We start from the raw sequence: 13,868 nt of genomic DNA on the forward strand, positions 1-13,868 counted from the left end.
TCGGCGACGGCGCCCGCGCTCAGTAGTGCGTGGGCATCATCCCCATGGCGAGCTCGCGGTGACGCCGGGCGTGCTCGCCCGCGAACGAGAGCAGCTCCATGTCGTGCTCGCGCATCCAGTCGATGGCCGCCTCCAGCGTGACCGCGGTGGAGACCCACACGCGGCGGCCGGACGCGTCGACCGCGTCCGCGTAGACCTCGTAGACGGGTTCCGCGCCGGCGGCGCGCACCGTGGGCACGACGTAGCCGAGCACGGGCTGCGACGCGACCTGCACGCGCCAGGCGCCCTGGTGGTAGCGGGCGTGCGGGTGGTGGACGAGGGGCTCGGGCTCGCGGGTCATCGGATGCTCCAGGTGGTGGGTCGAGGGCGCGAGCACCCGGCCGTGCTCGTGCACGACGATAGGCTCGGCCTCCGACACGGGGGTGTTCGGCGCATGATGGAACGACGCCCCTCGATCCCCAGGAGCCCATGACCCCGCCGATCCGCGTCCTCCACCAGGCCGTCCGCCCCTTCGTGGCGGCGAGCCTGCGCGGCGGCATCCCCACCCCGCTCACCGCGACCGTGCCCACGGACGCGCCGGTCGGCGTGGTGCCGGGTCCCGACCCCGACCGGATCCTCGCGCTCGGCGGCATCGGCGGATCCGGCGTGGGCCTCCGCACGCACGCGGACGGTGTCGTCGCGCAGTCGGCGCAGGCGCTCGCGGCGCTCACGGGCCGCGGGGTGGAGTGGCGCACGGTGCCGCTCGCCGACCAGCACCTCACCGCCACGCAGGAGGCCGTGCGGCAGGTGACGGAGCTGCACCGCTACGACGTCGTGCTCGTGATGCCCGGGGTCGCCGACGCGCTCGAGCTCGCGCGCATCACACCCTGGGTCCACCGCCTCGAGGACCTGCTCGACCACCTCGTGGAGCAGACCGCCGACAACTCGATCGTGCTCGTGTCCGACGTGCCGCAGGTGTCGCAGTACGTGGAGGCCGGCGCGTTCGTGCGCGGCCTCTTCCGCGACCACGCCGCGTACCTCTCCCAGCGCAAGGCCGAGGTGTGCGCGCGCTTCCCGCAGGCCGTCTCGGTGAAGCTGCCGGATGCGGGCCCGGTCGACTTCGTGGGCGGCGAGTTCCGCTACACGTCCATGTACCGGCGCTGGGGCGAGCACGTGGCCGGGGTCGTCGCCGACCTGCAGGCCGCGCGCGGCGGGATCTAGCGGCCGCGTCGACCGCCCCGCGGCGGGGGAGTGCGCCCGCCGCCCGTGCCGCCGGATCCGCCCTTCGGCGTCGGCTTCCCGCCGCCCTTCGCGCCCGCGGCCCCCGGCTTCCCCGCGGCCTTGCGCGCGGTCTTCTGCGCGGCCGTGGGCTTCCGGCGGTCGCGCTCGTCGTCGTCGCGCGCCGACCGGGAGCTCGCCGCGGTCCGCCCGCGGACGATGCCCACGAGCTCCTCGATGTGCGGGCTGGCGTCGCCCTCGCGCCAGGCCACGGCGATCCGCGTCTCCGGCAGGTCGTGCACCGGCACCGCGACCACGTCCTTGCGCGCGTGCAGCCGGCCGAGCGCGTGCGGCACGATCACGAAGCCCACGCCCGCGGCGACCAGCTCGACGGCCGCCGCCACGTCGTCGGGCATCGGCACCGGATCCGCGCCGGCCGTGCGCCCCGGCCAGCCCGGCACCTGCTCGGCCGGCTGCAGGAGCAGCTCCTCGGCGAGGTCGGTGAGGGAGATCGCATCCGCGGTCGCGTGCGCGTGCTCCTTGGGCAGGATCGCGACCTGCACCTCGCCGTAGAGGGGCACGACGGTGAGGCCGCGGCCGTCGACGGGGAGGCGGAGGAACGCGACGTCCACGGATCCATCGACGAGGGACGGCGCCGCATCCGGCTCGGCGAGCGGCATGATCCGCAGCGGCACGTCCGGCACGCGCTCGTCCCACGCGCGGGTCCACTTGGCGACCGTCACGCCGGGCACGATGGCGACGACCAGCCCGCGCGGCGGGGCGGCGGCCTCGGCGGCGAGTCGCGCGTCGTCCGCGTCGATCGCGGCCCGGGTCTCGGCGAGGCGCGCCTCGCCGTCCGGGGTGAGGCGCGTGGGCCCCTCGTCGCGCACGAACAGCTCGACGCCCCAGAGCGCCTCGAGGTCGAGGATCGAGCGGCTCACGGCGATGCGCGAGACGTTCAGGGCCTTGGCGGCGCGGGCGAAGTGCAGTTCGTCGGCCACGGCGGCGAAGCGCCGGAGGGCGGTCGGGTCGGCGTCCACGGGAGTCCCCTCGATGGCCCGCTCGGTGGTGGCGCGTGAGCGGCGGCGGGTCCGATCCAGGCTAGTGCAGGGCGCCCGGGGCCCCGACGGTACCCTGGGCACATGACGAGCCCCGGATCCAGCCAGACGATGAAGGCCGCGACCGCGGCGAAGAAGCTGGGCGTGCACCTCCCGGCGACCCCCGTGGAGTTCCAGGAGTCGACCCCGTCCCGCGCGGAGCTCGCCGAGATGACCGCGAACCCGCCGGAGTGGCTGGCCACGCTGCTGCGCGACGGCCCGCACCCGCGCCCGGTCATCGCCGGCAAGCTCGGCATCTCGATCGCCGGCCTCGCCCGCGGCGGCGTCGACGAGGCGCTCACCACCGCCCAGATCAAGGAGCTGCTCCAGGCCCCGCCGCAGTGGCTGGTGCAGGAGCGCGCGACGCAGGCCGAGGTGCGCGAGGAGCAGATCCGCGTGAAGAACCGCGACGCCGGCCGCGCCGCCATGGCCGCGGAGCGCGAGCGCCAGGAGGGCGCGGGCGGCTCGCGTCGCTGAGGCCACCCGCCGTCGCTGAGCGGATGGGCCGGGGATCGCCACGCCCTCATCCCGCGCCCGCGTGAGACCCTTGCTCGCGTGACCAGTCCGAACGCCCCGTCCCGCCCCCGCGACGCGGACGCCGCCGAGCCGGATCCCGCCTCCGACGTCCCGGGGCTCCTCACCGGGTCCCGCGTCCCCGGCACCGTCGGCGTCGTCATCGTCGCCGCGCTCGTCACCGCCGTGTACGTGCTGTACTCCGCGCTCCAGTGGCGCCGCTTCACCGTGAAGTCGTGGGACACCGGCATCTTCACCCAGCTCGCGCAGGACTACTCGCGCTTCCAGGCGCCGCTCGTCTCCATCAAGGGCGACGGCTTCAACCTCATGGGCGACCACTTCCACCCGATCCTCGTGCTGCTCGGCCCGGTCTACGCCGTGTGGCCGCACGCCTTCGCGCTGCTCGTGGTGCAGGCGGTGCTCATCGGCATCTCGGTGGTGGGGGTAGGGCGCCTCGCCGGTCGCGTGACCGGGCGCTGGGGCGCCATCACGGTGGCCGCCGCGTACGGGCTGAGCTGGGGCATCCAGGGCGCGGTCGCGTTCCAGTTCCACGAGATCGCGTTCGCGCTGCCGCTGCTGGCCTTCGCGCTCGACGCGGTGATCGCCCGACGGGCCCTCGCCGCCGCGCTCTGGGCCGCGCCGCTCGTCTTCGTGAAGGAGGACCTCGGCCTCACGGTCGCCGTCCTCGGCGCGATCATCGCCCTCACGATGGATCGCCGCGTCGGCATCGCGCTCGCCGGCTGGGGCGTGGCGTGGTTCGTGCTGGCGACCACCGTGATCCTCCCCGCGTTCAACCGCGAGGCCCGCTGGGACTACGCGTCGAAGCTCGACGCCGGCGGCGCGCTCGCGGATCCGTTCGGCACGCTCTGGGGGCTCTTCGCGGCACCCAAGGTGGAGACCGTCGCGTTCCTCGTGCTCGCGGGCGCGCTGATCGCCGTGCGCTCGCCGCTCCTCCTCCTCGTGGTGCCGACGCTGGCCTGGCGCTTCCTGGCCCCCACCGAGGCGTACTGGGCGCCCGGCTACCACTACGACGCGGTGCTCATGCCCATCGTGTTCGCGGCGGCGATCGACGGCGTCGTCCGGGCGCGTGGCGGCGGGCAGCGATGGCTCGCGAACGCGTCGCGCGCGACCGTGCCCCTGCTCGCCGTGGCCGCGGTCCTGCTGTTCCTCCGCTCGCCCCTGATGGAGCTCGGGAAGCCCGCCGCGTGGCAGCCGTCGCCGCGGGCCGCGCAGGCGCAGGCCGCGCTCGACCACGTGCCGGCCGGCGCGAGCGTGCTCAGCGACATCGGCCTCATGTCGTACCTCGTCGACGACCACGAGGTGTACTGGCTCGGCAACCCGGGCAACCCGGCGCCGCAGTACGTGGTCATCGACACGCTCGGCGGCGGGCTCGGAGCCGGCGCCCTCTCGGCCGACCAGTACGGCGCGGCCACGCAGCCGGGCGCCGCCTACCGGATCGTCTACTCCGAGGCCGGGTACCAGGTCGCGGAGCGGGTCTCCTAGGCGGATCGCGGATCCCGCCGGGCCGGGTTCGCGGATCCTGCCCGGGTTCGCGGATCCCGGCCCGGTGGGCGGATCCCGCCCCGGTCGGCGGTTCGCGGCCCGGCGCATCGCGGCGACCGGCCCGCCGTCCCCGCGCACGCGAGGAGGCCGGGCGCTCCCCCGAGCCGCCCGGCCTCCGCGTGCACGCTCCTCGCGGAGCGGTGGCGCTCCTCGCGGAGCGCCTCCCGATCAGATCGGGATGGCCGCCGTGAGCACGCCCACCGCGAGCATCACGAGCGACACCAGGACGGCGCGCCACAGCACCTTGCGGTGGTGGTCGCCGAGGTTCACGTCGGCCAGCGACACGAGCAGCAGGATCGCCGGCACGAGCGGGCTCTGCAGGTGCACGGGCTGCCCGGTGATGGACGCGCGGGCCATCTCCACGGGATCGATGCCGTAGTTCGCCGCGCTCTCCGCGAGCACCGGGAGCATGCCGTAGTAGAAGGCGTCGTTGCTCATGAAGAAGGTCATCGGGATGCTGAGCACGCCCGTGATGACCGCGAGGCCCGGGCCGAGCGCGTCCGGGATGATCGTGACGAGCCACGCCGACATCGCCGAGACCATGCCCGTGCCGTTGAGCACGCCGATGAGGACGCCGGCCGCGAGCACCATCGAGACGACGCCGACCACGCTGGGCGCGTGCGCGGCGATGCGCTCGCCCTGGTCCTTCAGCACCCGGAAGTTGACGATCAGGGCGATGGCGGCGCCGACCATGAAGACGTAGGCGAGGGGCAGCTGGTCCATGATCAGCAGCACGAGCACCGCGATGGTGAGCCCCAGGTTGAACCAGATGAGGCGCGGACGGAGCGTCTCGCGGTCGGGGTCGAGCATCGTCGAGCCGACCGTGGAGACCGCGGCCGTCTCGGCGCGCACGAGCGAGGGGGCGAGGGTGATGAGGCCGCCGCGCGGGGTCGCGGGGGCGCCGCGACCGGCGCGCCACCAGCCGGAACCGCCCGTGGATCCGCCGGAGCCGGCACCCGCGCCGCCGTCGAGGCCGCCCTCGGCCCGCGCCTCGCCGAGCGCCGCGAGGCGGTTGCGCTCGCGGACGCCCATGGTCCAGGCGAAGATGAAGACGAGCGCCAGGCCCACCAGGAGCGACGGGATCATCGGCACGAAGATGTCGGTCGGCGAGACCTTGAGGGCCGCCGCCGCGCGGACGGTCGGGCCGCCCCACGGGACGATGTTGAGCGTGCCGTTCGCGAGCCCGGCCGTGCAGGTGAGGACCACCGGGCTCATCCCGAGCTTGCGGTAGATGGGCAGCATGGCCGCCGTGGTGACGATGAAGGTGGTCGATCCGTCGCCGTCGAGGGAGACCGCCGCCGCGAGGATGGCCGTGCCGAGCACGATCTTCGCCGGGTCGCCGCCCGCGACGCGGAGGATGAGGCGCACCAGCGGGTCGAACAGGCCGACGTCGATCATGATGCCGAAGTAGATGATGGCGAACATCAGCAGCGCGGCCGTGGGGGCCAGGTCGCCGAGCGCCTCGATGACCATGTCGCCGATGCCGAGCCCGGCGCCCGCGAAGAGCCCGAAGATCGTCGGCACGAGGATGAGGGCGACCATGGGCGTCAGCCGCTTGGTCATGATGAGCGCCATGAAGGTGAGGACCATGGCGAAGCCCAGGAATACCAGCACGTGTGACTCCTTCGTCGGTGGGCGGACGCCCGGCTGAACACCACACGCTAGGTCGGCTTCCCCGCTTCGTCGCGCTTGTGCCGCTTCATCGCGATAGTGCACGCAAACGACGTTCTGCGCATTATGCTCACCTCGATGGATCGGGCGACGGGGCGACGACGGGCGGGGCTCGACTTCGCCCGGCGCACCCTCGTCCTCCAGCTGCTCGTCGTGCTCGTCGTCGTGGGCATCGCGACCATCGCCTACGGTCTGCTCAGCTCGTCGGAGAACCGCCAGGAGGCGCAGGCGACGGCACTCGCGATCGCGCGGACGACCGCCGAGGATCCCGCGCTCCGGGCCGCCGTCACCGCCGAGACCGCGGATCCCGCGCGACCCTCGGCCGCGGACCTCGCCGACGGGCTGGTGCAGCGGAGCTCCGAGGCGGTGCGCGAGCGGACGGGCGCGCTCTTCGTCGTGGTGACCGACGACCGCGGACTGCGGCTCGCGCACCCCGACCCGGCCGAGCTCGGGCAGCTCGTGAGCACGGATCCGGCCGTCGCGCTCGCGGGACGCGAGGAGGTCACCTGGGCGACCGGCACGCTCGGGGAGTCGGCGCGGGCGAAGGTGCCGGTGCGGGCGCTGGACGCCGAGGCGTCCGCGGGCGGTGCCTCCGGTGCGTCCGGTGCGTCCGGTGCCTCCGGTGCGTCCGCCGCCGACGGCCGCGTCGTCGGCGAGGTCAGCGTCGGCTTCGCGGCGGCGACCGTGCGCGACTCCATCGGCGTCGACGTCGCGGCCATCGCGGTGGTCGCCCTGCTCGCGCTCGGCGTCGGGGCGGTGGCCAGCGGGATCCTCTCCCGCCGTCTCGCTCGCCTCACCCTCGGCCTCCAGCCGTCCGAGCTCGCGGGCCTCGTGCAGGACCAGGCGGCCGTGCTGTCCGGGGTCGGCGAGGGCGTGCTCGGCCTCGGCCCCGACGGGCGCGTCACGGTCTGCAACCCGCGGGCCGCGGAGCTGCTCGGCCTCGAGGATCCGGTCGGCCGCACGCTCGCGGACCTCGGCGTCGCGCCGGTCCTGCGGGACGCGGTGGCCGCGGCGCGGGCCGGTCAGGGATCCACGGCCGGGTCCGCCGGCGCGCCCGACGCCGGATCCGCGTCGCTGCGCGCGGTGGTCGACGACCGGCTCCTCTTCGTCGACGTGGTCCGCGTCGACCGCGACGGGCGCGACCTCGGCACCGTGATGGTGCTGCGCGACGAGACGGACGTCGAGGCGATGAGCCGCCGCCTCACCGCCGTCACCGCGATGTCCACGGCGCTCCGGGTGCAGCGGCACGAGTTCGCGAACCGCCTCCACGTCGTGCGCGGCCTCGTCGCGACCGGCCGGGTGGACGAGGCCGACAGCTACCTCGCGGGCGTGCTCGAGCAGGGGCCCGTGGCGTTCCCGACGGTCGACGCGGGGCTCGTCGACGAGCCGTACCTGCAGGCGTTCCTCGGCGCGAAGGCGATGGAGGCCGAGGAGCGGGGCGTGACGCTGCGGGTCGGGCCCGGCACGCTCGTCCGCGGGTTCCTGGTGCGGCCGGAGGAGGTCACGACCGTCCTCGGCAACCTCGTCGACAACGCGGTTGAGGCGGCCGTGCGCGGATCCCGGGCCGACCGGTGGGTGGAGGTGGAGGCGCTCGACGACGGCGCCGACCTGCACCTCGCGGTCGCCGACTCGGGCGACGGGCTCGGGTCGGCGGACGCCACGGTGATCTTCCGGCGCCGCCCCGACGACGTGGACGGGGCCGCGGAGGCGCTCGCGGCGGCCGGCGGAGCGGATCCCGCGCACGGACTCGGCTTCGGGCTGCCGCTCGTGCGCGACATCGCCCGGCGCGACGGCGGCGACGTGTGGGTCGCGGACCCGGGTGGCCCTCCGTCCGAGGCCGAGGCCGAGTCCGGCGCGGTGTTCTGCGCGCGCCTCGCGGGCGTGGTCGAGCCGCCCGACGCGGATCCGCCGGCCGACGATCCCCACTTCCCCGCCACCCCCGGCACCGACCCCGACACCCACACCCCCGACGGAGCCCGCGCATGACCGACGACCTCACCGTCCTCATCGTCGACGACGACTTCCGCATCGCCCGCCTGCACGAGGGCATCGTGGAGCAGGCGCCCGGGTTCCGGTCCGTCGGCACCGCGGGCAGCGTGCGGGCGGCGCTCGCCGTGCTCGACACGTCGCGCCCCGACCTCGTGCTCCTCGACGCGTACCTGCCCGACGGCAGCGGCATCGACCTGGTGCGGCGCATCGAGCCCGACGTGATCCTCGTCACGGCCGCCGACGATCCCGCCACCGTCCGCCGCGCCCTCCGCGGCGGCGCCGTCTCCTACCTCGTGAAGCCGTTCGCGCCGGAGCTGCTCACCGCGCGCCTGGCGGCCTACGCGGCCTTCCTTGCCGGGCTCGCGAGCGACCGCCCGCTCGACCAGGTCGGCATCGACCGCGCCATCCACGCCCTGCGGCCCGGCCGGGTCTCGGCGCGCGAGCGCCCGGCGACCGAGCAGGCCGTGCTCGACGCCCTCGCCGCATCCGACACGGAGCTCAGCGCCCCGGAGATCGCGGAGCGGGTGGGCGTCTCCCGCGCCACCGCGCAGCGCTACCTCGGCGCCCTCGCGCGCGACCGCGTCGTGGACGTGCAGCTCAACTACGGATCCACGGGCCGCCCGGAGCACCGCTACCGGATCCTGCGGCCGCGCGGCTGACGCGGCGGGGACGGATCAGGGGCAGACGTACATGTACGGCGTGAGGCCCGCGCCCTGGATCTCGACGAGCGTGCGGGCGAGGATCTCGAGGGTGTCCTCCACCTCGTACGAGGCCCAGTCGCCCACATGGGGGCAGACGCCCTGCCAGCGCTCCGCGAGCTCGTCGCGTCGCGCGGGCACGGCGTCGCGCAGCAGGCCGGCGAGCCCCGAGCTGAGCGGCATCACGAAGACGGCGAAGTCGTCCGTCTCCGCGATGGGCTCCTGGGTGTACGTCGGGAGCTCCGAGCCGGCGACTCCGCGGATCAGCCCCTCGAGCTCCCAGACCTCGTCGGGCATCAGGTAGCAGTCGTACCCCTCCGGCTCCCCGTCGAGCTCGAGGACGGCCGCGGCCGCCTCGTCGTCTGCAGCACCGAACACGATCGTCGTCATCCCCATGCGGTCATCCTCTCGTGGCGACCGGCGGTCGTGCGAGGCGCGAGCGGATACGTGGAGAAGACGGTCTGCAGCAGCTCGCGTGGGGAGAATCAGTGGGCTGAACAGAGGCTCGTGATGTGCTCCCGAATCCGTCTCTTCGTGACACTTGTCGCGCATAAGCGACGCTACGAGGAGCATTGGCGACACTTCTGTCAGCGATGAGCTCCCTCTCGGCGCCGTCCACCGGTCACACGCGGTGCACTGCGCTTCAGCGGATCAGCTCCCGACGGCCACCGGCAGCGGGACCTCGTCGGCGGCGAGCTCCTCGCTCGTGGAGCCGAGGACCTCCCGGACGGACGCGCGGATGATGGCGAGCCCCTCCTCGACCTCGTCGTCGGTGATGGTGAGCGCGGGCAGCACCTTCATGACCGTGCCGCCGGCGCCGCTCGTCTCCATGAGCATGCCGCGCTCGAACGCCGCGCGGCAGACGGCGCCGGCGAGGTCGCCCGAGGGGAACTCGATGCCCCGCGCGAGGCCGCGGCCGCGCACCTTGAGCATCATCTCCGGCGCGGCCGAGGCGGCGATCTCGGTGAAGACCTCGTGGATCCGCTCGCCCTTGCGGAGCGTGGACGCCTCGAGCTCGCCGTCGGCCCAGTACAAGCGGATGGCCTCGGCGCCGGTGAGGAACGCGGGCGCGATGCCGCGGAACGTGCCGTTGTGCTCGCCCGGCTTCCACTGGTCGAGCTCGGGCTTGAGGAGCGTGAGGGCCATGGGCAGGCCGTAGCCGCCGATGGACTTGGAGAGCGTGACGATGTCGGGGACGATGCCCGACTCCTCGAAGCTGAAGAACCCGCCCGTGCGGCCGCAGCCCATCTGCACGTCGTCGACGATGAGCACGATGCCGTGGCGCGTGGTCAGCTCGCGCAGCTTCCGCAGCCACTCGGCCGAAGCGACGTTGATTCCGCCCTCGCCCTGCACGGTCTCGACGATGACGCCGGCGGGCGTGTCGACGCCCGAGCCCGAGTCGTCGAGGAGCTTCTCGAAGTACGCGAGGCTGTCGGTCTCGCCGCCGAGGTAGCCGTCGAACGGCACCGCGATGGCGTGGTGCAGCGGGTGGCCGGCGCCGCCGCGCTTGAGCGCGTTGCCGGTGACGGAGAGCGCGCCCTCGGTCATGCCGTGGAACGAGTTCGTGAAGTGCACGATGGTGGTGCGGCCGGTGACCTTGCGCGCGAGCTTCATGGCGGCCTCGACCGCGTTGGCGCCGCCCGGGCCGGGGAACATGATGCGGTAGTCGAGCCCGCGGGGCTGCAGGATGACGTCCTGGAACGTCTGCAGGAAGTCGCGGCGGGCCTCCGTGAACATGTCCAGGGAGTGCGTGACGCCGTCGCGGAGGATGTAGTCGACCAGCTTCTGCTTGAGCGCCGGGTTGTTATGCCCGTAGTTGAGCGCGCCCGCGCCCGCGAAGAAGTCGAGGTAGCGGTCGCCGTCGGCCGTGAACATCTCGCTGCCCACCGCGCGGTCGAACACGACCGGCCAGCCGCGGCTGTAGCTCCGGACCTCGGACTCCATCTGCTCGAAGATCGTCATGCCGTGTCGCTCCTTGATGCTCATCGGCGACCTGCGTGGACCGCCGCGCGTCGGGCGGGGCTCGTGGCTCCGGGCGACGGGGAAGACGCTGCGATGCGCAGCCCCTCCATCGTCGCACCTCCTTCCGACATCGCAGGAATCCGCGGCGTGAGGATCTCGATAGGGTCGCGACATGGCCGCATCCGGGGACGTCGATCCGCTCCGGGCCCCGGGGACCGCGATGCTCGACGTGGGCGGCCGGCAGGTGCGGCACCGCGTGACCGGCACCGGGGATCCGCTGCTCCTCCTGCACGGCATCGGCCGCAGCCTCGAGGACTGGGACGAGCAGCACGCGCGGCTCTCCGAGGGTCACGCGCTGCACAGCCTCGATCTGCCGGGCTTCGGCTGGTCGGATCCGGTCGCTGGCCCCACGACGCTCGAGGCGCTGGCCGACGCCCTGCCCGCCTACCTCGACGCGGCGGGCGTGCGCGGACCCGTGACGGTGGTCGGCAACTCGCTCGGCGGCGCCGTCGCGATGACGCTCGCGGTGCGGCACCCGGATCGCGTGCGGGCGCTCGTGCTCGCCGACAGCGCGGGCTTCGGCCGGCAGGTCACGGTCGGCCTCCGGATGCTCGCCTTCGACCCGCTCGCCACCCTGCTGCTGCGGCCCACGCCCGGCAACTCGCGGCGCTCGACCCGCACGATCTTCCACGACCCGGCGCTCACGACGGATGCGCGCGTGCGGCACGCGCAGGAGCTCTCGGCTCGGCCGGTGCACGCGGCGACGATGCTCGGCATCGCGCGCGACCTCGGCACGGTCCGCGGCGTGAGCTCGCGCTGGCGGCGGCCGCTGGTCGAGAGCGTGCGGGCGTCGGGCCTGCCGGTGCTCGCGGTGTGGGGCGACCGCGACCGGATCCTCCCGCCCGCGCACCTCACGGCCGTCGCGCGCGAGCTGCCCGACGCGCGCACGCGCCTCATCGCCGACTGCGGGCACATGCCGCAGATCGAGCGACCGGACCTCTTCGCCGGCCTCGTGGAGGACTTCCTCGCGTCGCTGCCGGCGGATCCCGCGGTGGGGCCGGAGCCGGAGCCCGAGCCGGGGGGCTAGGAGCGCTCGGCGTCCGCGTCGGTCGCGGCGTCGTCCATCGCGTCCTCGTCGTCGTCCTCGTCGTCCGCATCCGGCACCGCCGTGCTCGCCGCAGCAGCGGCGGCCGCATGGCGCCCCGCGGCGGACAGCACCTGGTCGTGGCGAGCGGCGAGGGCCTCGAGGCCGTCGTGGGCGGCGACGCGCACGGAGGTGTCGGGATCGGTGAGGGCGCGGCGGATGACGTCCTCGTCGGCGGGGGAGCCGACGGCGCCGAGCGCGCGGAGGGCGGCGCCGCGGACGCGCGCGTTCTCGTCGGTGACGAGCACGGTCAGCGCGCGCACGAGCGGCAGCTGCCGGGTCGCGACGACCTTCGCGCATGCCTCGCGCACGCGCCAGGCGCGGTTCGTGAGGTTCTTCTCGACGACCTTCGCGGCCTCGGGGGTCCACGCGTAGAGGAGCGCGCGGGCGCCCCAGGCCTCGGGCCAGTAGAGGGGAGGGGCGCCGTTGAGGATCCCGCGGGCGTGCCGTCCGCCGACCAGCAGCAGGAAGTCGTCGCCCTCGTACAGGCCGTCGAGCAGGCCCATCGCCCGCAGGGCGACCTCCCGCTCGCTCGTGCGCGACACCGCGTCGCTCATGCGCGTCGCGAGGGAGTCCTCGCGACGGCGGGGGTCATCTCCGTCAGCCATGCGGACAACCGTATCGGCTGCGGCCGGGCCGTCCCGACGCGCGCGGGAGGCGACGCGGGCGGGAGGCGACGCGCGCGGCAGGCGACGCGGGCGGCGGGACGGCGGATCAGCCCGCCTGCGTGTTGAAGAGCAGCCCCAGCAGGTAGGTGGCCCCGGCCGCGCCGAAGCCGATGAGCAGCTGGCGGCCGGCGCGGCGCAGCGGCGGGCCGCCCGAGAGGAGGCCCGTGACCGCGCCCGTGATGGACAGCGCGATCGCGACCAGCACGCACGCGAGGGCCAGCGCCGCGATCCCCTGGAGGCCGAAGAGGTACGGCAGCACGGGGATCACGGCGCCGGATGCGAAGAAGCAGAAGCTCGACAGCGCCGCGCCCCAGGCTGTGCCGACGCTCTCGTGCTCGTCGTCGGACGCGGTGACGCCCGCGATGCTGACCGGGATCGGCCGGGTCTCGGCGGCGAGGTCGCGGAGGACCTCGTCGGCGTGCGCGAGCGCCTCCTCCTCCGTCATGCCGCGGGCGCGGTAGACGAGGGCGAGCTCGTTGGCGTCGACGTCGAGGTGGGGGAGGGCGTCGCGCGTGCCCGGATCCGGGGCGGACGCCTCGAGCAGCTCGCGCTGGGAGCGCACGGACACGAACTCGCCCGCGCCCATCGAGAGCGCCCCGGCGAGGAGTCCCGCGAGGCCGGTCGCGAGGATCACGGCGTTCGGCACGCCCGTGGCCGTGATGCCGAGGACGAGCGCGAGGTTGCTCACGAGGCCGTCGTTCGCGCCGAAGACGGCGGCGCGGAAGGTGCCGGAGAGGCGCATCCGGCCGCGGGTGGCGAGACCGCGCACGACCTCCTCGTGCACGCGCTCGTCGGCGGCCATGGCGTCGGTGGCGTCGGCGTCGTCCGCGTACGGCGAGCGGCTCTCGGCGCGCTGCGCGAGGGCCAGCACGAAGACGGATCCGAAGCGGCGGGCGAGCAGGCCCAGGATCCGGGTGCGGATGTCGCCGCGCACGGGCTTGCCGACGCGGTCGCCGAGCAGCTCGATCCAGTGGTCGGCGTGCCGGCCCTCGGCCTCGGCGAGGGCGAGCAGGATCTCGCGCTCCTCGCCCGTGCGGCGGCCGGCGAGGTCGCGGTAGACGGCGGCCTCGGCGCGCTCGTCGGCGAGGTACTGCCGCCAGCGGCGCACCTGCGCGGGCGTCGGATCGGGCGTGCGGGCAGGGGGCATGGCGGGCATGGGTCCTCCGGTCGGGCGACGGCCGGGACCCGGGTGGGGCGCTCCGGCCGACGCGACGGCGCGCGTGCGCCTGTCGTTCGTCTGGCCGAAGGTCTCGTCCGCCCGCCGTGCACGTGCAGGTGGCGGGTGATGCACCGGGCCCGGGGGCCAGCATGTCGACGCATCGCCGTCCGGCCCGGGGGCCGGGGGGACTACTCCCCTTCGAGAGGA

13 protein-coding genes are annotated in these 13,868 nt (G+C 74.6%); 6 read left to right on the plus strand and 7 right to left on the minus strand.

All coding sequences use genetic code 11. From position 1 onward, the window contains the following. Nucleotides 1–19: 19 nt before the first annotated feature. The gene (locus PED38_RS15010; RefSeq protein ID WP_270981835.1) at nucleotides 20–394 is read right to left on the minus strand and encodes a hypothetical protein; all 375 of its coding nucleotides are present in this window, start codon (nucleotides 392–394) and stop codon (nucleotides 20–22) included. A gap of 74 nt (nucleotides 395–468) precedes the next feature. Between PED38_RS15010 and PED38_RS15015 the strand changes: the two genes are divergently transcribed. After that, a complete protein-coding gene (locus PED38_RS15015; protein WP_063070997.1) occupies nucleotides 469–1,200 on the plus strand; it encodes a hypothetical protein in 732 nt (243 codons plus the stop codon). On the opposite strand, the gene PED38_RS15020 is transcribed toward PED38_RS15015, so the two are convergent. Further along, complete coding sequence (locus PED38_RS15020; RefSeq protein ID WP_270981836.1) at nucleotides 1,197–2,237, minus strand: LysR family transcriptional regulator; 1,041 nt, start codon at nucleotides 2,235–2,237, stop codon at nucleotides 1,197–1,199. The two genes, PED38_RS15015 and PED38_RS15020, sit on opposite strands and share 4 nt — an antisense overlap. Before the next feature lie 102 nt (nucleotides 2,238–2,339). Here PED38_RS15020 and PED38_RS15025 point away from each other — a divergent pair, with 102 nt between their 5' ends. Both PED38_RS15025 and PED38_RS15030 read left to right on the plus strand, forming a co-directional pair. Continuing rightward, nucleotides 2,340–2,771, plus strand: a complete 432-nt coding sequence (locus tag PED38_RS15025) for a DUF5997 family protein (protein WP_270981837.1) — start codon at nucleotides 2,340–2,342, stop codon at nucleotides 2,769–2,771. 78 nt (nucleotides 2,772–2,849) lie between these two features. Continuing rightward, the gene (locus PED38_RS15030; protein ID WP_063071000.1) at nucleotides 2,850–4,310 is read left to right on the plus strand and encodes a DUF2079 domain-containing protein; all 1,461 of its coding nucleotides are present in this window, start codon (nucleotides 2,850–2,852) and stop codon (nucleotides 4,308–4,310) included. 228 nt (nucleotides 4,311–4,538) lie between these two features. On the opposite strand, the gene PED38_RS15035 is transcribed toward PED38_RS15030, so the two are convergent. Then, nucleotides 4,539–5,960: a CitMHS family transporter gene (locus PED38_RS15035; RefSeq protein ID WP_254654484.1), complete on the minus strand. Its 1,422-nt coding sequence runs from the start codon at nucleotides 5,958–5,960 to the stop codon at nucleotides 4,539–4,541. A 159-nt stretch (nucleotides 5,961–6,119) separates the two neighbouring features. On the opposite strand from PED38_RS15035, the gene PED38_RS15040 reads away from it, so the two are divergent. Both PED38_RS15040 and PED38_RS15045 read left to right on the plus strand, forming a co-directional pair. After that, nucleotides 6,120–8,027 (plus strand): sensor histidine kinase, encoded by a 1,908-nt coding sequence (locus tag PED38_RS15040; RefSeq protein ID WP_270981838.1) that lies wholly within the window; start codon nucleotides 6,120–6,122, stop codon nucleotides 8,025–8,027. Beyond that, complete coding sequence (locus tag PED38_RS15045) at nucleotides 8,024–8,689, plus strand: response regulator transcription factor (RefSeq protein ID WP_270981839.1); 666 nt, start codon at nucleotides 8,024–8,026, stop codon at nucleotides 8,687–8,689. Before PED38_RS15040 ends, PED38_RS15045 begins: the two co-directional genes overlap by 4 nt. Nucleotides 8,690–8,704: 15 nt before the next feature. On the opposite strand, the gene PED38_RS15050 is transcribed toward PED38_RS15045, so the two are convergent. After that, nucleotides 8,705–9,124, minus strand: a complete 420-nt coding sequence (locus tag PED38_RS15050; protein WP_063071003.1) for a hypothetical protein — start codon at nucleotides 9,122–9,124, stop codon at nucleotides 8,705–8,707. Between the two features lie 255 nt (nucleotides 9,125–9,379). Further along, nucleotides 9,380–10,714, minus strand: a complete 1,335-nt coding sequence (gene ectB, locus PED38_RS15055; protein ID WP_270981841.1) for a diaminobutyrate--2-oxoglutarate transaminase — start codon at nucleotides 10,712–10,714, stop codon at nucleotides 9,380–9,382. A 148-nt stretch (nucleotides 10,715–10,862) separates the two neighbouring features. On the opposite strand from ectB, the gene PED38_RS15060 reads away from it, so the two are divergent. Continuing rightward, nucleotides 10,863–11,777: an alpha/beta fold hydrolase gene (locus PED38_RS15060; protein WP_270981842.1), complete on the plus strand. Its 915-nt coding sequence runs from the start codon at nucleotides 10,863–10,865 to the stop codon at nucleotides 11,775–11,777. On the opposite strand, the gene PED38_RS15065 is transcribed toward PED38_RS15060, so the two are convergent. Together PED38_RS15065 and PED38_RS15070 are read right to left on the minus strand one after the other, a co-directional pair. Beyond that, nucleotides 11,774–12,442, minus strand: coding sequence for a HEAT repeat domain-containing protein (locus PED38_RS15065; protein WP_270981843.1), 669 nt, complete (start codon nucleotides 12,440–12,442; stop codon nucleotides 11,774–11,776). The two genes, PED38_RS15060 and PED38_RS15065, sit on opposite strands and share 4 nt — an antisense overlap. 106 nt (nucleotides 12,443–12,548) lie before the next feature. Beyond that, nucleotides 12,549–13,658, minus strand: coding sequence for a VIT1/CCC1 transporter family protein (locus tag PED38_RS15070; protein WP_063071006.1), 1,110 nt, complete (start codon nucleotides 13,656–13,658; stop codon nucleotides 12,549–12,551). Between the last annotated feature and the right edge of the window lie 210 nt (nucleotides 13,659–13,868).

This window comes from Clavibacter sp. CT19, from assembly GCF_027858075.1.
Classification (GTDB): domain Bacteria; phylum Actinomycetota; class Actinomycetes; order Actinomycetales; family Microbacteriaceae; genus Clavibacter; species Clavibacter tessellarius_A.